The organism is Pseudomonas sp. P8_241 (assembly GCF_034008315.1).
GTDB lineage: Bacteria > Pseudomonadota > Gammaproteobacteria > Pseudomonadales > Pseudomonadaceae > Aquipseudomonas.
Window position 1 is genome coordinate 896,851 of the sequence record NZ_CP125377.1, and the last position, 19,219, is coordinate 916,069.

Annotated in this window: 17 protein-coding genes and 6 pseudogenes; 16 read left to right on the forward strand and 7 right to left on the reverse strand. The window is 59.2% G+C overall.

Annotated elements, in window-relative coordinates; genetic code table 11:
- The first annotated feature begins 24 nt into the window (after positions 1-24).
- The gene (locus QMK58_RS03955; RefSeq protein ID WP_053154240.1) at positions 25-789 is read left to right on the forward strand and encodes a sulfite exporter TauE/SafE family protein; all 765 of its coding nucleotides are present in this window, start codon (positions 25-27) and stop codon (positions 787-789) included.
- Here QMK58_RS03955 and QMK58_RS03960 read toward each other — a convergent pair.
- On the reverse strand, positions 779-1,093 hold the full coding sequence (locus QMK58_RS03960; RefSeq protein ID WP_053154243.1) for a putative quinol monooxygenase: 315 nt from the start codon (positions 1,091-1,093) through the stop codon (positions 779-781). The two genes, QMK58_RS03955 and QMK58_RS03960, sit on opposite strands and share 11 nt — an antisense overlap.
- A gap of 162 nt (positions 1,094-1,255) precedes the next feature.
- Here QMK58_RS03960 and QMK58_RS03965 point away from each other — a divergent pair, with 162 nt between their 5' ends.
- From QMK58_RS03965 to QMK58_RS03990, 6 genes and pseudogenes are all read left to right on the forward strand, one after another.
- Entirely contained in the window at positions 1,256-1,846 is a 591-nt protein-coding gene (locus QMK58_RS03965; protein ID WP_053154246.1) for an NAD(P)H-dependent oxidoreductase, read from the forward strand.
- 121 nt (positions 1,847-1,967) lie between these two features.
- On the forward strand, positions 1,968-2,879 hold the full coding sequence (locus tag QMK58_RS03970; protein WP_320395892.1) for a LysR family transcriptional regulator: 912 nt from the start codon (positions 1,968-1,970) through the stop codon (positions 2,877-2,879).
- Between the two features lie 187 nt (positions 2,880-3,066).
- A complete protein-coding gene (locus QMK58_RS03975) occupies positions 3,067-4,512 on the forward strand; it encodes a SulP family inorganic anion transporter (RefSeq protein WP_320395893.1) in 1,446 nt (481 codons plus the stop codon).
- A 289-nt stretch (positions 4,513-4,801) separates the two neighbouring features.
- Positions 4,802-5,044: pseudogene (locus QMK58_RS03980) on the forward strand (MurR/RpiR family transcriptional regulator); the annotation flags it as partial.
- 1 nt (position 5,045) lies between these two features.
- Positions 5,046-6,503 (forward strand): D-aminoacylase, encoded by a 1,458-nt coding sequence (locus QMK58_RS03985; RefSeq protein WP_320395894.1) that lies wholly within the window; start codon positions 5,046-5,048, stop codon positions 6,501-6,503.
- Between the two features lie 164 nt (positions 6,504-6,667).
- Complete coding sequence (locus QMK58_RS03990; RefSeq protein WP_053154258.1) at positions 6,668-7,036, forward strand: glyoxalase superfamily protein; 369 nt, start codon at positions 6,668-6,670, stop codon at positions 7,034-7,036.
- Between the two features lie 137 nt (positions 7,037-7,173).
- Here QMK58_RS03990 and QMK58_RS28865 read toward each other — a convergent pair whose 3' ends face one another.
- From QMK58_RS28865 to QMK58_RS04000, 3 genes and pseudogenes are all read right to left on the reverse strand, one after another.
- The gene (locus tag QMK58_RS28865; protein WP_413817422.1) at positions 7,174-8,037 is read right to left on the reverse strand and encodes a methyl-accepting chemotaxis protein; all 864 of its coding nucleotides are present in this window, start codon (positions 8,035-8,037) and stop codon (positions 7,174-7,176) included.
- Positions 8,032-9,093: pseudogene (locus QMK58_RS28870) on the reverse strand (methyl-accepting chemotaxis protein); the annotation flags it as partial. The pseudogene QMK58_RS28870 and the gene QMK58_RS28865, both read right to left, overlap by 6 nt.
- Positions 9,093-9,290 (reverse strand): hypothetical protein, encoded by a 198-nt coding sequence (locus tag QMK58_RS04000; protein WP_156322300.1) that lies wholly within the window; start codon positions 9,288-9,290, stop codon positions 9,093-9,095. The pseudogene QMK58_RS28870 and the gene QMK58_RS04000, both read right to left, overlap by 1 nt.
- Before the next feature lie 63 nt (positions 9,291-9,353).
- Between QMK58_RS04000 and QMK58_RS04005 the strand changes: the two genes are divergently transcribed.
- Both QMK58_RS04005 and QMK58_RS04010 read left to right on the forward strand, forming a co-directional pair.
- Positions 9,354-10,025, forward strand: a complete 672-nt coding sequence (locus QMK58_RS04005) for a histidine phosphatase family protein (RefSeq protein ID WP_053154897.1) — start codon at positions 9,354-9,356, stop codon at positions 10,023-10,025.
- Positions 10,026-10,051: 26 nt separating this feature from the next.
- Positions 10,052-10,894, forward strand: coding sequence for a phosphatase PAP2 family protein (locus QMK58_RS04010; protein ID WP_320396517.1), 843 nt, complete (start codon positions 10,052-10,054; stop codon positions 10,892-10,894).
- A gap of 173 nt (positions 10,895-11,067) precedes the next feature.
- Here the strand turns inward: QMK58_RS04010 and QMK58_RS04015 are convergent, their stop codons facing one another.
- The gene (locus QMK58_RS04015; protein ID WP_053154267.1) at positions 11,068-12,474 is read right to left on the reverse strand and encodes a DUF2252 domain-containing protein; all 1,407 of its coding nucleotides are present in this window, start codon (positions 12,472-12,474) and stop codon (positions 11,068-11,070) included.
- A 238-nt stretch (positions 12,475-12,712) separates the two neighbouring features.
- Between QMK58_RS04015 and QMK58_RS04020 the strand changes: the two genes are divergently transcribed.
- The 4 genes and pseudogenes from QMK58_RS04020 to QMK58_RS28875 form a co-directional block, all read left to right on the forward strand.
- A complete protein-coding gene (locus tag QMK58_RS04020; protein WP_320395895.1) occupies positions 12,713-13,513 on the forward strand; it encodes a hypothetical protein in 801 nt (266 codons plus the stop codon).
- Complete coding sequence (locus QMK58_RS04025) at positions 13,510-15,159, forward strand: hypothetical protein (protein ID WP_053154272.1); 1,650 nt, start codon at positions 13,510-13,512, stop codon at positions 15,157-15,159. The genes QMK58_RS04020 and QMK58_RS04025 overlap by 4 nt, the downstream gene beginning before the upstream one ends.
- A gap of 32 nt (positions 15,160-15,191) precedes the next feature.
- The gene (locus tag QMK58_RS04030) at positions 15,192-15,833 is read left to right on the forward strand and encodes a glycine zipper domain-containing protein (protein ID WP_053154275.1); all 642 of its coding nucleotides are present in this window, start codon (positions 15,192-15,194) and stop codon (positions 15,831-15,833) included.
- 107 nt (positions 15,834-15,940) lie between these two features.
- Positions 15,941-16,030, forward strand: a pseudogene (locus QMK58_RS28875) (hypothetical protein); the annotation flags it as partial.
- Here QMK58_RS28875 and QMK58_RS04035 read toward each other — a convergent pair.
- Positions 16,030-16,217: pseudogene (locus tag QMK58_RS04035) on the reverse strand (hydrolase or metal-binding protein); the annotation flags it as partial. The pseudogenes QMK58_RS28875 and QMK58_RS04035 sit on opposite strands and share 1 nt — an antisense overlap.
- 213 nt (positions 16,218-16,430) lie before the next feature.
- Here QMK58_RS04035 and QMK58_RS04040 point away from each other — a divergent pair.
- Positions 16,431-16,646, forward strand: a complete 216-nt coding sequence (locus tag QMK58_RS04040) for an inovirus-type Gp2 protein (protein ID WP_320395896.1) — start codon at positions 16,431-16,433, stop codon at positions 16,644-16,646.
- Between the two features lie 121 nt (positions 16,647-16,767).
- Here the strand turns inward: QMK58_RS04040 and QMK58_RS04045 are convergent.
- Positions 16,768-16,971, reverse strand: a pseudogene (locus QMK58_RS04045) (WYL domain-containing protein); the annotation flags it as partial.
- A 75-nt stretch (positions 16,972-17,046) separates the two neighbouring features.
- Here QMK58_RS04045 and QMK58_RS28880 point away from each other — a divergent pair.
- A pseudogene (locus QMK58_RS28880) lies at positions 17,047-17,202 on the forward strand (hypothetical protein); the annotation flags it as partial.
- A 172-nt stretch (positions 17,203-17,374) separates the two neighbouring features.
- Positions 17,375-19,093 carry a ShlB/FhaC/HecB family hemolysin secretion/activation protein gene (locus QMK58_RS04050; RefSeq protein WP_320395897.1) on the forward strand — a complete coding sequence of 573 codons (1,719 nt, stop codon included), beginning with the start codon at positions 17,375-17,377 and terminating at the stop codon, positions 19,091-19,093.
- Positions 19,094-19,219: the final 126 nt, after the last annotated feature.

Sequence of the window (19,219 nt, forward strand, 5' to 3'; positions counted from 1 at the left end):
CCCGGCCGGGCTCACCATAGTCCCATGAATACACTCGCATCCTTCTACCAAAACCTCGGTCTGGCCCTGTCACTGCTGGTGATCGTGACTTTCCTCCTGGCCGGCATGGTCAAAGGTGTGATCGGCCTTGGCCTGCCGACCATCGCCATGGGGCTGCTTGGTCTGGCTATGGCTCCGTCGCAGGCTGCGGCGTTGTTGATCATTCCCGCGACCTTGACCAACCTCTGGCAACTGGCTTTCGGTGGGCATCTGCCGGGGCTGCTCAAACGGTTGTGGCCGATGTTGCTGGCGATCTTCATCGGCACCGCGGCAGGCACCTTGTGGATCGGCATGGCCGATGGACATTGGATGGTGCGGGGATTGGGCGCGGCGTTGTTGCTCTATGCGTTGAGCGGATTGTTCCTGCCTTTACTGCGTGTCAGTGAACGCAATGAAGGATGGCTCGGGCCGTTGTGCGGCGTGCTGACCGGCGTCATCACCTCGGCCACGGGTGTGTTCGTGATTCCGGCGGTGCCGTATCTGCAAGCCCTGGGTTTGAGCAAGGATGAGCAGGTGCAGGCCCTCGGCCTCTCGTTCACCGTCTCGACCCTGGCGCTCGCGGGTGGGCTGTTATGGCGCGGCGAACTCGGTGGGGGCGAGTTGAGTGCATCAATGCTGGCGCTGATCCCGGCCATGCTGGGCATGTGGCTGGGACAATCGCTGCGCCAGCGAATCAGCGCCGTGTTGTTCAAGCGCGTATTTTTTCTAGGCCTGGCCTTGCTTGGTGGCCATTTGCTTGTCAGCGGCTAGCGGACGACGGGCTGATCATTTCGATGGCGCGGATCTCGAAGTCCCGTTCCAGGTACTCATCGCGCTGATCCAGAAACTGTTTCATGTGCGGCAGATTCGAGTGCACATCGAGATGGGCCTGGGATTGCCAGATCTCATAAAAGATGAACAGCGACGGGTCCTGTTTGTCCCGCAGCATGTGGTATTCGATGCAGCCGGGCTCGGCGCGACTCGCTTCTACATAACGACTGAAAAACGTTTCAAAAGCGTCGGATTTTTCCGGGCGGGTCTTGGCGTGCAGGATAAAGCCTTGGATTTCACTCATCAAAAAATCACCTTGAACTCAGAATTGACCAAATTCTAAGTCAATAATAAACAGTTGATTCGTGCGTATTGGTCAAATGAGTTTTGCCGCTTCGCCGCTTACTCCGCGTGAGTCGGATCGATATTCTGCCGCCATCGAATTCAACTCTTCCCGAGATCCCCCATGAAAAAAGTCCTGTTACTCAACGGCGGCAAAAAATTCGCCCACTCCGATGGCCGCTACAACACCACCCTGCATGAAGCCGCTTTGAGCGTTCTGGATCGTGGCGGTGTTGATATCAAAACCACCTTTATCGACGAAGGCTATGACATCGCCGAAGAAGTGGCCAAGTTCCTCTGGGCCGATGTGATCATTTACCAGATGCCCGGATGGTGGATGGGCGCGCCGTGGACCGTGAAGAAGTACATCGATGAAGTCTTCACCGAAGGTCATGGCAGCCTTTACGCCAGCGACGGCCGCACACGTTCGGATGCTTCGCAGAAGTACGGCAGCGGGGGCCTGATCCACGGCAAGCAATACATGCTGTCGCTGACCTGGAACGCACCGCAGCAAGCCTTCGACGACCCGGCTGACTTCTTCGAAGCCAAGGGTGTAGACGCGGTGTACTTTCCGTTCCACAAGGCCAACGAATTCCTCGGCATGACCCGTTTGCCGACATTCCTGTGTGTCGATGTGATGAAACGCCCGAACATTGACGCCGATGTGGTCCGTTACGAGCAGCATTTGACCGAGGTGTTTGGTCTCAAGGCCTGACACTCGGCTACTATCCGGTGCAACGGCTGAAAAGATCGCAGCCTTCGGCAACTCCTGCAGGTGTCGATCCGTTGTGACTGCCGAAGGCTGCGATCTTGCCGATCCGGGAAAGAGGACACACGTGAAAGCCAGATCCGATGAGTTGCAGATTTTCGTCTGCGTGATTGAGTGCGGATCGATTTCTGCAGCGGCCGAACAGGTCGGGCAAACACCCTCGGCGGTCAGCCGTACGCTGTCGCGGCTGGAAGCCAAACTCGATACCACGCTGATCAACCGCACCACGCGACGCATGGACCTGACCGAGGAGGGCAAGTATTTCTTCGAGCACGCCAAGCTGATTCTCGATCAGATGGATGAGCTCGAAGAGCGCCTGACCTCACGCCAGCAAACGCCGTCCGGACGCTTGCGGATCAACGCCGCGTCACCGTTCATGCTGCACGCCATCGTGCCCTACGTCGCTGAATTCCGCCGGCTCTACCCGGACATCCAGCTCGAACTCAACAGCAACGACCTGATCATCGATCTGCTGGAGCAAAGCACCGACATCGCCATCCGCATTGGCACCCTGACCGATTCCACGTTGCACGCCAGATCTCTGGGCTGCAGCCCGCTGCACATTGTCGCCAGCCCGGCCTATCTGGAAAAACACGGTAACCCAACGGCGGTGGCGGATCTTGCCGAACATACTTTGCTGGGCTTCACCCAGAACGAAGGCCTGAACCAATGGCCGCTGCGTTATGTCCATGGCGACCGCTGGCCGATCCAGGCTTCGCTCAGCGCTTCCAGCGGTGAGACCATTCGCCATTTGGCGTTGGAGGGGCAGGGCATTGCCTGCCTGTCGCATTACATGACTATCGAAGACATTCGTGCCGGACGACTGAAAGTGCTGCTGGCGGAATTCAACAGCGGTTATCGCCAGCCAATTAACGCGGTGTATTACCGCAACTCGCAATTGGCGCTGCGGATTCAATGTTTCCTGGACTTTATCCAGGGAAAATTGGCGGCGTATGCGTCGGCAGATTTCAGTGGTTGATTTTAATTTCGCTTGAGACCGCGTCATCGTTCATCGCGGGCAAGCCACGCTCCCACAGGAACTCGCGTTCTTTGTAGGAGCGAGCTTGCTCGCGATGGCGTTTCCAGGGTCTCAACAACTGGCCGGGTCGCCCACGATTCCGTAACATCCGCACACTCTTTTCGCGACTTCCTGCATGCGGTCTTCCATGAAACCAAAACGTCTACGCGCCGATGTCCTGGCCGGGCTCACCACGTCTTTCGCCCTATTGCCCGAATGCATCGCCTTCGCGCTGGTGGCTCATCTCAATCCGCTGATGGGGCTTTACGGGGCATTCATCATCTGCACGCTGACCGCGCTGTTCGGTGGCCGACCGGGCATGGTGTCCGGTGCTGCCGGATCAATGGCGGTGGTAATCGTCGCGCTGGTGGTGCAGCACGGTGTGGAGTATCTGCTGGCGACGGTGTTGTTGGGTGGGGTGATCATGATGGCGTTCGGGCTGCTCAAGCTCGGCAAGCTGGTGCGGATGGTGCCGCACCCGGTGATGCTCGGTTTCGTCAACGGCCTGGCGATCATTATTGCGCTGGCGCAACTGGAGCACTTCAAGGACGGTGAAGCCTGGCTCAGCGGAACACCGCTTTACATGATGATCGGCCTGGTTGCCGTGACCATGGCCATTGTCTACGTGCTACCGCGCCTGACCCGCGCGGTGCCACCGGCGCTGGTGGCAATTCTCGGCGTGGGGCTGGCGGTGTATCTGCTCGGCTTGCCGACCCGAACCCTGGGCGACATGGCGCACATTGCCGGTGGCTTGCCGACCCTGGCGCTGCCGGATATTCCGTGGAACCTGGAGACCCTGCACATCATCGCACCCTACGCGATCCTGATGGCGCTGGTCGGCTTGCTGGAAACCCTGCTGACCCTGAACCTCACCGATGAAATCACCGAGAGCCGCGGCTATCCGGATCGCGAATGCGTGGCGCTGGGCGCCGCAAACATGGTGTCCGGTGCGTTCGGCGGCATGGGCGGTTGCGCCATGATCGGCCAGACCGTGATCAACCTCAGTTCCGGTGGTCGCGGGCGGGTGTCCGGCGTGGTGGCCGGGGTGTCGATTCTGTTGTTCATCCTGTTTCTGTCGCCTTTGATCGAGCGCATTCCCCTCGCTGCGCTGGTCGGGGTGATGTTCGTGGTGTCGCAGCAGACATTTGCCTGGGCGTCGTTGCGCGTGCTGAACAAAGTTCCGGTGAACGATGTACTGGTGATCATCGCGGTGACGGTGATTACAGTATTCACCGATCTGGCGACTGCCGTGCTCTGCGGGATCATCATCGCGGCGCTGAACTTTGCCTGGCAGCAGGCGCGGCAGTTGTACGCCGACAGCCATCTGGAAAACGACGGCAGCAAGCTTTACCGCCTCCATGGCACGCTGTTCTTTGCCTCGACAACCCCCTTCCTCAACCAGTTCGACCCGGCCAACGACCCGGCACAAGTGACGCTCGATTGCCGTCACCTGAGCTTCGTCGACTACTCGGCCATCGCCGCGCTGGACACCTTGCGCGAGCGCTACACCAAGGCTGGCAAACACCTGCGGGTGTTGGGGTTGTCCGAGCGCTGCAAGAAGCTGTTGAAGCGCGCCCGGGTCCATCACGACTGAAACAGATCAGGGGCAGGCGCGATGAAAATCCGCCTGCCGGATTTTCATTATTCGCGACACGCCATACCGCTGAGCGACCTCGCATATCTCTGCACGAAAATTACTTTCACCTCGTTTGAAAGTCGCGCCTCGACATGTTTTTAGAGTTTCACAAACCATTCGACGTGATCCTTTCGAGGAGTACCGCATGAGCCCGTCCTTAGGCTATTGGCTGCTGGTGTATGCCGCCGTTGCCATCATCGCGCTGATCGTTCTGATCGCCCGTTACCGGCTCAATCCGTTCATTGTCATCACCGGTACCGATTCCCCGCTGACGCAATTGGCCGACACTGTCCTGCCCCTGCAAACTGCCGAGACCTCGTTCATCTACAAACCGACCGCCGCACGCTACGGCATACTGCTGGCCATCGACGTGCTTGCCACCGAGCTGGCACTGGCCAATCCTGAAGACAATCAAGAACGTTTGCGGCGGATCAAACTCGCCCTCGACGATTACCGCGGCGGCGACGATCACTTGCCGCTGGGAGACTGACATGCAGTACGACACGCTGATTCGCAATGCCCTGATCATCGACGGCAGCAACAGTCCCGGCTATCGCGCCGACGTAGCCATTCTGAACGGGCGAATCGAGCGCATTGGCGAGTTGCACAATGCCCATGCGGCGCAAGAAATTGATGCTGGCGGCCAGGTGCTGGCGCCGGGTTTCATCGACGTGCACACCCACGACGATACGGTGGTGATTCGCCAACCGCAGATGCTGCCCAAGCTCAGTCAGGGTGTGACCACGGTGATTGTCGGCAATTGCGGGATCAGCGCTTCGCCGGTCAGTCTGCGCGGCGATCCGCCGGACCCGATGAACCTGCTCGGCACGGCCGCGGCGTTTGTTTACCCGACATTTCGAGACTACCGTGCGGCGGTCGAAGCAGCGAACACCACGCTGAACGTCGCCGCGCTGGTCGGTCATACCGCGTTGCGCAGCAATCACCTCGACGACTTGTTCCGCACCGCCACCGCCGATGAGATCACGGCGATGCGCGAACAGCTGCGCGCGAGTCTGGAAGCGGGTGCGTTGGGCCTGTCCACCGGCCTTGCCTACGCCAGTGCCTTCTCGGCCTCCACCGATGAAGTGATGCAACTGACCGAAGAGCTGACGGCGTTCGGCGCGGTGTACACCACGCACCTGCGCAGTGAGTTCGAACCGGTGCTGGAAGCCATGGACGAAGCGTTCCAGATCGGCCGTCACGCCAAATCCCCGGTGATCATTTCCCACCTCAAATGCGCCGGCGCCGGTAACTGGGGCCGAAGTCCGCAACTGCTGGCGTTCCTGGAGGAGGCGGCGAAAACCCATCCAGTGGGCTGTGACTGTTATCCCTATGCGGCGAGTTCTTCGACGCTGGATCTCAAACAAGTCACCGATGCCCACCGCATCACCATCACATGGTCCACGCCGCACCCGGAGATGGGCGGTCGAGACCTGATGGACATCGCTGCGCAATGGAACCGGTCACTGCTCGATAGCGCCCGCCAACTGCAACCGGCTGGCGCGGTGTACTACGGGATGGACGAGGCGGATGTGCGAAGAATCCTCGCGCATCCGTTGTCGATGGTCGGTTCCGACGGTTTGCCGGAAGACCCGTTTCCGCATCCTCGGTTGTGGGGTGCATTCCCTCGGGTGCTTGGACATTTCAGCCGCGATGTAGGGCTGTTCCCGCTGCACACCGCCGTCCACAAGATGACCGGTTTGTCGGCGGCGCGATTCGGTTTGAAGCACAGAGGCGAGATCCGCGAAGGTTTTTGGGCTGACCTGGTATTGTTCGACCCGGCGACCGTTCGTGATGTCGCGGATTTCAATGATCCGCAACGGGCGGCGCAAGGTATCGAAGGGGTGTGGGTAAACGGTGTCCTGAGTTACCGCGACGGTCAGGCCAATGGTCGCAGGGAAGGGCGGTTCCTGGCACGGGAAGGGGATTTGCGCGAAGGCTTCCTGTGACGTTTGAGTGGTGTGTCACAGTGGTGGCATTTTGAGACTAAAGAATGGCATGTTCGGGCCGAAGGAGTGTTATCAAACCCGACTACCATTGCTGATCGTTTACATGTTTTGCAGGAGCGGGCCTGCTCGCTCCTGCAGGTCTTTCATTGTCTGGGAGCAACTCGATGAGCTTCGGTAAAACCACTCCGATCCTGCGTATTTTCGACGAAGCCAAGGCTGTGGAGTTCTACGTCGATTTCCTGGGTTTCAAGATCGACTGGCAGCACCGCTTCGAAGCCAACTTCCCGCTGTATTTACAGGTTTCCCGTGGTGATTGCGTGCTGCATCTGTCAGAACACCATGGCGACTGCTCGCCGGGTTCGGCACTGCGCATCGAAACCGATGAACTGGAAGCCTTCCAGCAGCAACTGCTGGCCAAAGCATACAAATTTGCCCACCCACAGATTCAGGCCATGCCGTGGGGCAGCCAGGACATGACCATCAGCGATCCATTTGGTAACCGGTTGGTGTTTACCAATGCGATCAGTGTTTGAGAGTGCAGTAAAAACTGCGTCTCGTGATCTTGTCTTCTATCCGATCGCAATCGCGGGCAATCCCGCTCCTACAGGTTCAGCGCAACCCTGTGCGAGCTTGCCCGCGATTGGTTTTATGATTCAGCGTTGAGCTGACGTCAAACCCGGAAATGACTCACCATCATCTGCAACTGATTCCCCAACCGTGCCAGTTCAACACTGGACGCAGCCGTTTCATCGCTGGCGGCGGCGGTCTGTTCCGACACGTCGCGTACGTTGATGATGCTGCGGCTGATCTCTTCGGCGACGGCGCTTTGCTGCTCCGCGGCGGCGGCGATCTGCTGGTTCATCGACTGGATGTTGGACACCGTGCGGGTAATGTTTTCCAGTGACACGCCGGCCTTGCGGGTCAGGGCCACGCTGCTGTCGGTGAGGGTGCGGCTGTTGTTCATCACCGCCGACACCTGTTGAGTGCCGTTTTGCAGGGCAGCCACCAGGCCTTCGATTTCCTCGGTGGATTTTTGCGTGCGCTGGGCAAGGCCCCGGACCTCGTCGGCCACCACCGCAAAACCACGACCGGCCTCACCGGCGCGGGCCGCTTCAATCGCGGCGTTGAGTGCCAGCAAATTGGTCTGTTCGGCCACGGCCTTGATCACGTCCATGACGCTGCCGATCTTGTCGCTTTCCTGTTGCAGCACGCTCATGGCATCGGTGGAACGCACCACTTCGCTGGCCAGCCGCTCGATCTGGGCGATGGCTTCGTTCACCACTTTGTCACCCTCGCGGGCTTCGCCATCGGCTGCCGCGGCGGCTTGCGAGGCTTCTTCGGCGTTGCGCGCGACTTCCTGCACAGTGGCCGTCATCTCGTGCATGGCAGTGGCGACCTGATCTGTCTCGACCTTTTGGCTGTTGACTCCGGCGCTGGTCTGCTCGGTCACGGCGGAAAGCTCTTCGGCGGCGCTGGCGATCTGGGTGACGCCGTCGCGGATACCGCTGATCAGGTCGCGCAGGGTCACGCCCATGCGTGCGATGCCTTGCTGCAATACACCCAGTTCGTCGCGACGGGTGACCTGGATGTTCTGGGACAGGTCGCCGCTGGCGATGCGGTCGACCACGGCCAGGGTTTCGCGCAACGGGCGGGTGATCTGACGGGTGATCAACACGGCGGCTATGATGCCCACGAGCAACGCCAGCAACGTGCTGATCACTTGCAGGGTGCGTGCCTGGGCGCTTTCGATGTCACGGCGGTCGACCTGGATCTGGTATAGCTGATCGCTCAGGGACACGATGGCAGCGCCCTGATCGGTCATTTCCTGGCGAGCCTGTACCGCATCGGTGTTGGCGGCTTTGTACGCCTGCAAGGCGCTGCGGTAGTTACCGAGCGCAGCTTCCAGTTGACGCAGGGCGTCTCGCTGGGTGTCGGCGAAATGCACGTTGAGGGGGCTCAGACTGGCGATGGCCGCATTCAGTTGGCCAACGGCTTTTTGCTCAGTCTCGGTGTTGGTGGTCGCGGTGTAGCCTCGCACTTCGTAGCGCGCGAGCAGGAACGCTTCCCTGGCGGCGGTAATAGCCTGGAATTGTTCGAAGCGCTGGTCACTCGGCGGCATCTGTTGCACGCGGGTGTTGATGTCGTTGATCAGACTGTTGGCGGCTTCGGCATTGGCGGCCATGGCGTCGCGAGCGCTGTTGCCGCTGCGGTAGGCGTTGCGCATCTTGGCCAGGGACGTCTTGTAGGCGTCGATGACCGTGCCTTGCTCTTTCAGTCGCTTGAGGTTTTCCGGGCTCTTGAATTTCTCCAACAGCGCTTGTTGCTGGGCGGAAAAGGCTTCGAGAGTGGTCTGCACGTTTTGTGCGGCGGTTTCGTCGCCATTGGTCAGCATGTATTGCAGACGAACCACGCGCAATTTGGTCAGGCCGGCGTTGAGCTGGGTGATGTCGCTCATCCAGTTGCTGCGGTCAATCAGACCGCCCAGGCTGGTCCAGCCGGTAAGGGCGAGGACGCAGGTCAGTGCCAGGACCAGGCCGAATCCCAGGCCCAGTTTCATGTTCACGCTGATGTTGCCAAACCAGCTATTCATCAAATTCCTCCAGGAACGTGGTGCTTCTTTATCGTCGGTTGGCTGGAAGATTGTTTTTTTTGAAAGCCAGCAAGGTGTGTAGCAGCTTGTATCGGCAGCATTCCCCGGAGCTGAAAGGTTTTTGCAGGACGGATTCTGTAACAAGGTTTTTGCTGGGCTTTTAAGCTTTTTTTCACATGGCTTTCACCCTCAGCCAATGCAGGCCTCTCTAATCTCGCGTCATCAAAAGACAGCGTTGTATGCCGGTGAGGCGGCTTGATGTGGAATTGAGACTGAGTTTTTTCGGGGTTTCCCGCTCAATCGATCTGAGCCGTTTTGCCCGCTATCGCAATGCAGCGGTGGTGCTGGCGTCAGCTGTGCTGGTGATTCCATTGACCCTGTTTTTACTGCGACCCGCCGCTGTGCCGGACTTGGCCCACGGTAACGTGGCGGGTGCTCAAGCGCTGATGGCGGGATGGGCCAAGGGCGACATGATCGTGCTGGTGCGCCACGTCGAACGTTGCGATCACTCCAAAGCCGCCTGTTTGAGCGGAAACGATGGCATTACCGATCGCTCCCGCAGCATTGCAGTGAGTGTCGGAGCGCGGTTCGAACGGCTGGGCCTGGCACGTGCCGATATCTACAACAGTCCGATCCTGCGTACGGCGCAAACGGCGGGCTTCATGTTCAACAAGGTCGACGTTGGCGAGGATTGGTTGATCAATTGCAAGGGCACGATGTTGCGGGACGCATTGGCGCACAAGGTGGCCGGGCGCAACCTGATTCTGGTGACACACAGCGAATGCATGGCGCAATTGCAAAAAGACCTCAAGTGGGCGTCTTCGACACCGGGTTACGGAGCCTCATTGTTTATCTCCGCCGCAAACCCGCAGGCACCGCACATGCTGGGGGTCATCGAAGCTTCGGATTGGCGCTCGCTTACCACGAAATGAATTCCCCTTCTGGATCAACCACCACCATGCAGACAGCTTCCCGCCCCCGTTTTTACTGGATGAACTTCGGCATTCCGCTGGCCTGCGCGGTCGTGGTGTTTCTGATGTTCGACCTGACCAGAATCGATATCGCCTTCAACGATCTGTTTTACGATCCGCTCACCCGGACATTCCCGCTGGACCATGTGCATTGGTTCGAAAAGATTACCCATAAATGGGCGCGGATCATTCCGAACTGGACTGGCGAGATAGCGATCATTGGCGCCTTGCTGTCGTTTCTCTGGCCACGCCTGAAAGCGGAAAAACACTCGAAACTCATCGCCTTTCTGGAAAAAATCAGAGTCGCGCCCGTGCTGCGCTTTGCCAACAAGCATCGCCGGGATTTTCTCTACGTGGTCTTCGCGTTTTCCATCAGCACCGGTGTGATCCATTACCTGAAGGGGCACACCAGCGTGTATTGCCCAATTGAAACCACACAGTACGGTGGCAAGATCGAGCACAAGGAATGGTATGAGAATTTCGACCTGCTGAAGGTCGCCGGAGACGGTCGTTGCTGGCCGGGCGGGCATGCCTCGGGTGGCTTCACCATGCTCGCGTTGTATTTCGTGGCGCGTCGTTATCGCTGGCGCTATTGCAAGGCGCTCATGTACGGCTCGCTGTCGCTGGGGTTTGTCTTTGGCACGACACGGGTGCTACAGGGCTGGCACTACATGTCCCACACCTTCTGGGCCGGGATCTTCGTGTGGCTCGCCTGTTTGCTGACAGCACTGGCGTTTTATGGGCGCGCACAGCTGGAGCTGCCGGTGCTGCAAGAGGCTCCCGGCCTCACAAAAGGGTTCGCGCAGCCGCGCTGCTCCGAACCTTCCTGAACCGGTTACGGCGAGCCGGATCCTGCGGATTTTCAGGCAAAAAAAAAGCCCGCGGGAGGGCGGGCAAACCGTAGTTTCTTGAATGAGCGAGTGAAATGTACAGGCTGGCGCCGGGCACCGGGGTGAAGAAAAATTCATTTCGATGAGACCCCCGGGCCAGGCACGCCGCAGCATCAAGGCAAATGATCGGCGGCAAAATCGGCCTCGGACCGCGCACGGAAACTCCCTTTGCGACAGGCTTGCTGGAATCGTTCGAAATCGCGCTCGTTCTGTTCGGTGTAGCCAAGAGCGTATTGGTACAGCGCATCGGCCAGTGCTTCGCCCTTGCCGATGTAGCCGCTGATTACCGCCGCATGTCCGGAAGACTTGGCATGGGCGCGTGCCAGGGCCCGGCCACAGACCCGCCCATAGGCTGTGAAGGTGTCGCCGTCGAAGGTTTCGAGTTCAGCCGAGACTTTCATGTCGCGCAATTGCCGCACATAGAAGTGCCTCCCGCTCGGACCGGTGGTCCAGCCGAGGAACAGATCACTGGCCGATTGCATGAGTCGCTGGCCGTCGACCACCCGCTGGCCCTCATGGCGTATCCGTGACTTGGTCTTCACATAGTTCGCCAACACCGAGCGACGCGCCTCCTTGAATTGCAGGAACAGCGGAAATTCCTGATCGTCGGTCAGCAGGGCCACCAGGCAACGGGTGCCGACACTGCCGACACCCACTACTTTGAACGCCATGTCATGCACATGAAAACGTGACAGCAAGTCACGTCGGTCGGCTTGCAGCGTGCCTTTGTAGTCGCGCACGAAGGTGTCATAAAGCGATCGCCAGTCCGCGAGGCGCAACCAGTCGTCATCGGGATCCAGCAGTGTGGTGTTTTTGTGCAGGTGAAATATTTCCGGCAAGTCATCGCGAATGACCATATGGCCGTCGGCATGACGTTCGCTGATTTTCGGCAGCAGCTCGGCATGGGTGCGACGTCCGGCCTTTTCGATGGCGCGTTGCACATGGTCGATGGCGGTTTTGCGAGCCTTTTCCAGCATGTCGTCGTAGCTGATCGATTCGTACCAGGTTTCCATGGCGCTTTGCAGGGCGCACTCCAGCATCGTCTCCTGGTAGGCACCGACAACTTCATGGCACAAGGTTTCTTCAACCGATTGGCCGTGACGCAGGTCTCGGGCGGCCACCATGCAACTGGCCACCAGACGCTTCAAATCCCACTCCCAGGGGCCTGAATGGGCTTCGTCAAAATCATTGACGCTAAATAGCAGGTTACGTTCCGGCGTGGCGAATCCACCGAAATTCATCAAGTGACAATCACCACAGATCGGCGAAACCATCCCCATGTCCGAGGTGCCTGACAGGTCGTGGGCCTGCAGCAGCGCATTGCCGCGATAGAAGGTAAATGGCGACACCAGCATGCGGCCGTAGCGCAATTCCACCAGCGACCTGACGCGCCCTTCACTCGACGCCTTGATCAATGCCAGTGGATCGCGATCGATGTTGCCCAAGGCCGAATGCGAACTGCGTGGACAGTGCTTGCGAGCATCTTTGCCTTGCTTGAAACGGTCTGTGAGGGTGGTCATGAGGCCTCTTCTACGGGAGGTGTCGGGCATGTGCGAGTTGAGTGTAGAAGGGCTTTGGGGGTTTAACTGAAGTGTTGTGAACTGAAAAACCGTACTTCAGGTTTCAAGATGAAGGACACAAAGGGCTCTGGGCCGTTCAACGGTAAGCCGGTTATGGCGGCTTTGTGGCTTTATGCTAGCATCTGGGCGCGTAGAGGAATGTCGGTTCGCCCAGATACCCGGTTTAAGGAAGACCACGTTGAGACCCATCAGAGCACTGCGAGTACTGGCCAGCCTGGTTACTCGCGGTTTGTTGCTTGTACTGCTGTGCAGCGCGTTCGGGGTGCAGGCCGACCAGGTGATCGGTCGCTTCAATTCGGTGGCCGGGCCTTTCAGTCACATGGAAACTCCGGCTGGCAGAGCATACTTGAGCCTGCATGAGCGCAAGATGCAGGTGCAACTGCCGGACGACTGGCGTGAAAGCACCGTTGAAACCACGATGGAGCTGGACGGCGACACGGCGGTGGTCATGAGCTATCGCACTGCCCAGTGCGACTCGCAAACCGCCCTGGTGGTGATCTCCGGGAAGACAGTCTGGGGTCCTTATCGACTGGGGGGCTGTGGCGACATGCTGGCCTTCCAGCGCAGTGAAGACGGCAAGAGTTTCGTCGCCATGCAGATGAATGGCCCACGCTCCGAGGCCTGGACCTATTCCTCGCAGGATAAGAATTTCCGTGGGCCGATGAAGGTCGACCTGCCGGGGCTGCTGCAAGGCCTGTCCAAGGCCCGGCCGGCGGTTGCCGCCGCACCGGTGCCCAAGACCGCAGCGGCCCCCGTGGCCTCTACGCGCGCCGCGCCTTCCGCGCCGCCGGCGCCCAAGCACGTGGCGAGCGTGCCTACCCCTCCCAAGCCCGCGGCCAAACCGCTGGCCAAAGTGTCGATTTCTTCCGCGCTGCCGCAGCCGGTGGCCAACGCGGTCGTCGAACATGCCCAGGCCACTACGCCCCCCAGGCGCCGAGTAGAAATCAACCTGATCTCCAAGATGGAGACCGAGTCGTGACCAGCCTGACACCGCTCCAGCGATTTGGTCCCCGTGCGCAGCGCCGCTCGCCGGCCAGTGCGTTGATGCACTGGCTACGGGAAGACAAGAACCCTCTGCCACGGCGCCAGGAACGTGTGCTGGTCCTGGTGATGCTGACTCTGACGCTGCTGTACCTGATTGTCGAAATGGGCTTCAACGCCCGTTTGCTGGACGTGGTCGGCGGCCTGGCCAGTCAGCATCAAGTAGAGTCCATCGAGGTCTACGGACGCTTGATCGCCGGCACGGCGGTGGCCCTGCTGGGGTTGGGCTCGGTGCTGAAGAAAAGTTTGCGCCTGGGCTGGAGCCGTCTTCGCACGACGATCTGGGCGGTCCTGGTGATCGTCGGCTGCGTGGGTACTACGTACTTTGCACAGTTGGCGCTGGTCAATCACCTGGTGGATCGCTCGACGCCCGATGAGCGCGCACGCGCGGCCTTGGGCGTGCCGATGACGTACTTGATGGTGCACCACGATTTCGGCTTGACTGGCCTGGACCTCACGGCAGAGGATTTGCAGCGCCCCGAGGGCAAGACCCTGCTGGCGACGTTTCCCATCATGCTGTTGTCGGTGGATCGCCTGACGGATCGCATCAAGCAACAGGCGCAGGCGTTCTTCGAGTTGTTCGCCGAAACCGTGCGCGGCGATGCCGAGGCTAATTATCGCCACTACCAGGACTCCCTCGCCGAGCTGGATGACAGTTATCGCCAGTATCAACAGGGCAGCATTCGCTACCTGGAGGCGATCAGCGCGGCTTCCATCGCCCGGCACCAGCAGCAGGCCTGGAACGATTACGTGCAGAACCTCAAACAACGCAATCGCCGCCTGACCCCCAACAATGTGCCGAACCGCCATGCCAATACGGTGCGTCAGTCGCTACGCGAGAAGGGCATCGCGGTGGCCGACGATTGGCGCCCCAACGACCGTGCGGCTTTCAATCGAGCCGTGGCCCGGCGCGTGCAACTGGATGCCCGCAACGCCTATGCCTCGGGGTTACAGTCGGTTGGGCGGTGGATCGATCCGGGCTTGCCGCGTGGGCAGTTTTTTGCGCAGCTGCCGATCCAGAACAAGTGGCGCGACGCGTTGCACTTGCCCTACTTGATCACCTTGCAACCCGACCTGTCGGCCAGCGGCTTCGAGCAAACCGTGTACCGGCCGACCATCAGTTTCGATGCCAAGCAGTTGATCGAAGATCGCATGGTCGACCCGCAGAACTACCGCGACAGAGGCGAAAAGGCGCAGATCGGTCGTGACAGTTATCGAGCGCTGATTGTGCCGATGATTGCCCTGATGTTTTCCCTGCTCGGCGCCTTTACCCATATCTTCAAGTGCCTGGGCTTTTTCACCCGGGCGCTGTGTTATGTCCCGCCGAGGCTCTACGTGGCCGCCTTCGTCGGCTATGCGCTGGTGGTGCTGACGGTGCCGATGTTCTGGACCAACAAGGTGACAGAGCAGCCGCTGTTTCTCAGCCTCAAGCAGCAAAGCGGCTCCTCGCTTGGGCTCATGGGCTGGATCATTGCCCATGGCGTGCAATGGACGGCGCAGGTCCAGCCGGTGTTTTACCCGCTCAACGAACGGGTGCGCCTGGGCCTGCTCGGTGGCCTGACCTACGGTTATCAGCCTCAATGAATGCTCATGTTCAGTCTCGAAAGGAGTCGCCCTTGTCGCGCGCACTTGTTGTATCGACCGTGTTGCTCGCCTGCACCGGTTTGTTGTTGAGTGGTTGCCAGAACTCGCCGGTGGGCAGCACAGCGGTCGGTGGTGTGCTCGGTTGCATTGGCGGTGCGGCGATTGCGGCGGGGACGGGCGGCCACCCTGGCACCGGTTGCGCCATTGGCGCAGCCCTGGGCGCGCCGACGGGTTACTACGTGGGTCGTCAGAAGGACCTTGAAAACGCCCGGCAGGCCAAGGCGGCCATCGAGCGCCAGTCGAGTGATGTCGCGGTGGTGCAACTGACGACCCGCCAGGAAGCGGTACCGGCGGATAAGCGCAACGACGTCGGGGCCGCGAGTGTCGAAAGCATGGACTCGATGCAGGTCAACGTGCCGCAGACCCTGGTGAAAAAGCGCGACAAACGCCTCAAGCAGCCGCTGTCGCAAGTGGGCAACTACGTGTCCAGCGCCAGCAGCAAGGCCAACATTGTCGTCACCACCCACAGCAAAAGCGACTTCAACTACATCGTCGCCAACATCAAGAAGGGTTACACCGGCAAGGTCACGCCTGACAAGGTGACCTACGAGTATCGCGAGCTGACGCGTGGCACCCAATCGGCGATCCAGGTGATGCCGAGCGCCCAGGTATAAGGACGCCAGGCAAGCGGGACTCATCCGCCTCCAGGCGGAAAAAAGGCACTGACGAGTAACATCCAGTGCCTTTTTTTCGCCCGTTCGACGCATAAAAACGCCGACCTTCCAAGGCTGTGCTGGATGCGGCGCTACTGGACCAGGGTTTCACTCGCGTCACGGCGCCCATCAGTAGGCGTGTCGGGCAAACGCTGGTCTGAGCGGCTGTATCTAGAGCGGACTGGAGGAAGCTTGCTGTTTGGCGTGTTTTATCCAAGGCTTTCCCGGCGAGCAGACTCATCCCGCTACGCACGGTGATGTCGGCGTAGGAAATTGGGAGCCATGACTCTGCCGAGTGGATTTTCCACGCAGGCGTAGTTCCAGTGGTAAGCAGGCCAGGCGGTTATCTGGCCATCACCGCAGCATGAACGTACTGATCGAGCGCATCCGTCAGCTCACACGTGAGCAATGGTATCGCCGTCCGAAGGGAGACCGACGTCAGCAAGCCAGGGGCATGCGGTGCGTGTCTGCGACTACTCAGACGCGATGCTTGCTCGTTAATCGCGGACTCTGATCATTCGGGTCAACCTGTATTACTTCCAGCAGATCCAGGTCAGGTTGCGAGTCGAGCAAGTATTCGATGATCTTGACCGGTTGCGTGCTGAGCGCGAGCGTAACCCGATATTTGACCACCTCATTGGCTATATCTGCGCAGTTGAGCAGGGGGAGGATCGTGGCTGCCACATCCATGCAGCCTTCTGCTTTAACGGTAACGAGGTGCACGGGGAAAAGTACGAGGACGAGCTGGGTATAGGCATCATCACTTCAGAGTGATCGGAACATCCGTGCGCATGTCCATTACGCGATGCGTTACCTGGTCAAGGATGCTCAGCAGCTGCGGTTGAAGCCCTTGAGGGCTCGATGTTTGCGGATGGGGCAAATAAGCCACTGGCAAAGGCTGCAGTTCATCTAGGTTCGCTACGACGATCTGCTGCGCTGTAGCTTTTGCGTGCATCTTGGCCGAATCGATTTGGTAGCGTTGCAGCACGTACTGCACCAAAGCACCACGAGTATCAATCACAAGCTGATCGTCACTCATGCCAACATCAATTTCGATGATTGCTGCCTGCTCGGCTTTTAGGCGTGAGCCCGACTGGATGATGACGTGGATCAGGCTGTTCCATCGCCGTCCTGCTTACGGGGGTACTCAGAATGGTTCCCTGGCGGATCTCTCGGTGTCTGGAATCGGCTTTGCAGTATCGAACAGGCAGTGCCCCCGGATGCGCACATCAGGGCCCACAGGTATTGGTCGATGGCGAACCGGGTGGACAACGTCTGCGGCGATCGCAATCTGTTCTGCGCCTGTGTGCCGGTGGAGGAATATCGATGAGGTCTTAGGAAATTTCCAGCATCGTTTTCAGACGCTTCTTAAATCTAATTTTTTGACAACGTTGAATACTCGTATCCATCAAGGGATCAGTGGCTCGAAAAAGGCGTCGTGGGTTCCTTCAAAAGACTGTTGGCCGACTCGGCACAGTCAACGTTGCATGGATGGAATCAACATGTCGGTATTGCGCCTCCGGAAGAGGTCATGTTCTTTTGTTTTGTTGGGTTGCCTGGGTTGCCTGGGTTCTGCCTGGGCCGCTCCCATTCTGACGCCCGGTGATCAAGGCCTGATCCGTGAGCGACAGGACCGGTTGCTGGAAGAGCAGCGACGTCGGCTCCAGGAGCTCAAGGAGTTACCGGGTAAAGAGACCGTTCCCTCTGCGCCCAGCGCCCCGGCCGACGGTCGTTGTTTTCCAGTCCGGCAGATCTTGATCAACGGCGCGGATCACCTCTCTGGGGCCGATCGCGAGCAGCTGATACGGCCCTACCAGGATCAATGTCTGGGTACCTCCCAGCTCAATGAGCTGCTGAAAGTCATCACCAACCGCTACATCGACAAGGGGTTGGTGACCAGTCGTGCCTATCTGCCACAGCAGGACCTGTCCGGCGGACAGTTGACGGTGCTGGTGGTCGAAGGGCATCTGGAAAAGATTCAAACCACACCAGACAGTGGACTCTCGGTACTCGAACTAGCCATGAGTTTTCCTGGTCGTGAAGGTGAACTGTTGAGCCTGCGCGAAATCGAGCAGATGGTCGATCAGCTCAACCGGCTCCCGTCCAATCAAGTGCAGATGGAGTTAAGCCCTGGCCAAGCGCTGGGCGGCAGTGATGTATGGGTCACCAACACTGCGCAAAAGTCTTGGCGTGCATCGTTGGCACGCAGCAACGACGGCCAGGACAGTACCGGCGAACAGCAATGGGGCACCTCGCTGGAATGGGACAGCCCGCTGGGGCTGTCTGATCAGTTGATGTTGCGTAGCGGTCACGACGCAGTCAGTGATCATCAGCGTACCTCCAGCAACGCATTTTTGAATTACAACCTGCCGTGGGGTTGGTGGAACTTCAACTACAGCTATAGCCAGAGCGACTACCGCTCGCAAGCGCACGCCAACGGTTTTGACTTCAAACAGACTGGCAATAGCCAGAACCACCAATTGCGCGCCGAGTGGGCGATTTACCGCGATGCGATGAGCAAGACGACGCTCAATACCGGCCTGTCCTACCTGCGCACCAACAACTTCATCGAAGACAGCAAGCTGGCATTGAGCAGTAACCGGATCAGCGAAGCGCAGTTTGGGGTCAACCATGGCCGGCGTATCGGCAACGCATTCGTCAACCTCGATCTCGGCCTGCAGAACGGCATCGGTGCCTTCGATGCCCAAGGCGATCATGACCCTGGCCCCGGTCAACCCACTTCTCGCTACCGCAAGTACACCGCCACGCTGAGCTATTTGCAGCCATTCAGCCTGTGGGGCGAGTCTTTCAGCGTCAGCAGCCTGGCCACCGGCCAACGCAGCGAAGACGTGTTGTTTAGCTCGCAGCGCATGAGCCTGGGTGGGCTGGGTTCGGTACGCGGCTACAAGGATCATTTGTTGTCCGGCGACAGTGGGGGGTACTGGCGCAATGACCTGCGTTGGAGCCGTCAGGTGAGTTGGTCCGGGTTGCGCCCGGTACTGAGCCAATACGGTGTCAGCCTGGGTTATGACCAGGGCGTGATCCGAGGTGATAGCTACAACGGTGATCAGCATGGGCGAATGTCCAGCAATTCGCTGGAGCTGTTCGCCCGAGGCGCCTACCTGGCCAGCAGCGTGACCTTCGCCCATTCACTGGAGCGCCCCGATGCGCTGACCGATCGCGAAGCGCCGATCTATTTCAGCCTGAGTGTCTTCCTGTAGCCATCAGCGGCTACCTGCTGCGTTTTTAGAGAGTACCAACATGGACGTCCGCCAATTTGCCTTCCAGGTTCGCCAACCTTACGCCGCGCTGTTGAGTCGTGAGCGATTCCGGGGCATGCCCAAACG

What these genes read in the sequence shown, in the direction of transcription:
- QMK58_RS04010 (WP_320396517.1), top strand. Translation starts at nt 10,052, where the DNA reads ATGCAGACAGCTTCCCGCCCCCGTTTTTACTGGATGAACTTCGGCATT.
- QMK58_RS28865 (WP_413817422.1), bottom strand. Translation starts at nt 8,037, where the DNA reads ATGGGCGTGACCCTGCGCGACCTGATCAGCGGTATCCGCGACGGCGTC.
- QMK58_RS04015 (WP_053154267.1), bottom strand. Translation starts at nt 12,474, where the DNA reads ATGACCACCCTCACAGACCGTTTCAAGCAAGGCAAAGATGCTCGCAAG.
- QMK58_RS03985 (WP_320395894.1), top strand. Translation starts at nt 5,046, where the DNA reads ATGCAGTACGACACGCTGATTCGCAATGCCCTGATCATCGACGGCAGC.
- QMK58_RS03960 (WP_053154243.1), bottom strand. Translation starts at nt 1,093, where the DNA reads ATGAGTGAAATCCAAGGCTTTATCCTGCACGCCAAGACCCGCCCGGAA.
- QMK58_RS03990 (WP_053154258.1), top strand. Translation starts at nt 6,668, where the DNA reads ATGAGCTTCGGTAAAACCACTCCGATCCTGCGTATTTTCGACGAAGCC.
- QMK58_RS03955 (WP_053154240.1), top strand. Translation starts at nt 25, where the DNA reads ATGAATACACTCGCATCCTTCTACCAAAACCTCGGTCTGGCCCTGTCA.
- QMK58_RS03965 (WP_053154246.1), top strand. Translation starts at nt 1,256, where the DNA reads ATGAAAAAAGTCCTGTTACTCAACGGCGGCAAAAAATTCGCCCACTCC.
- QMK58_RS04050 (WP_320395897.1), top strand. Translation starts at nt 17,375, where the DNA reads ATGTCGGTATTGCGCCTCCGGAAGAGGTCATGTTCTTTTGTTTTGTTG.
- QMK58_RS03975 (WP_320395893.1), top strand. Translation starts at nt 3,067, where the DNA reads ATGAAACCAAAACGTCTACGCGCCGATGTCCTGGCCGGGCTCACCACG.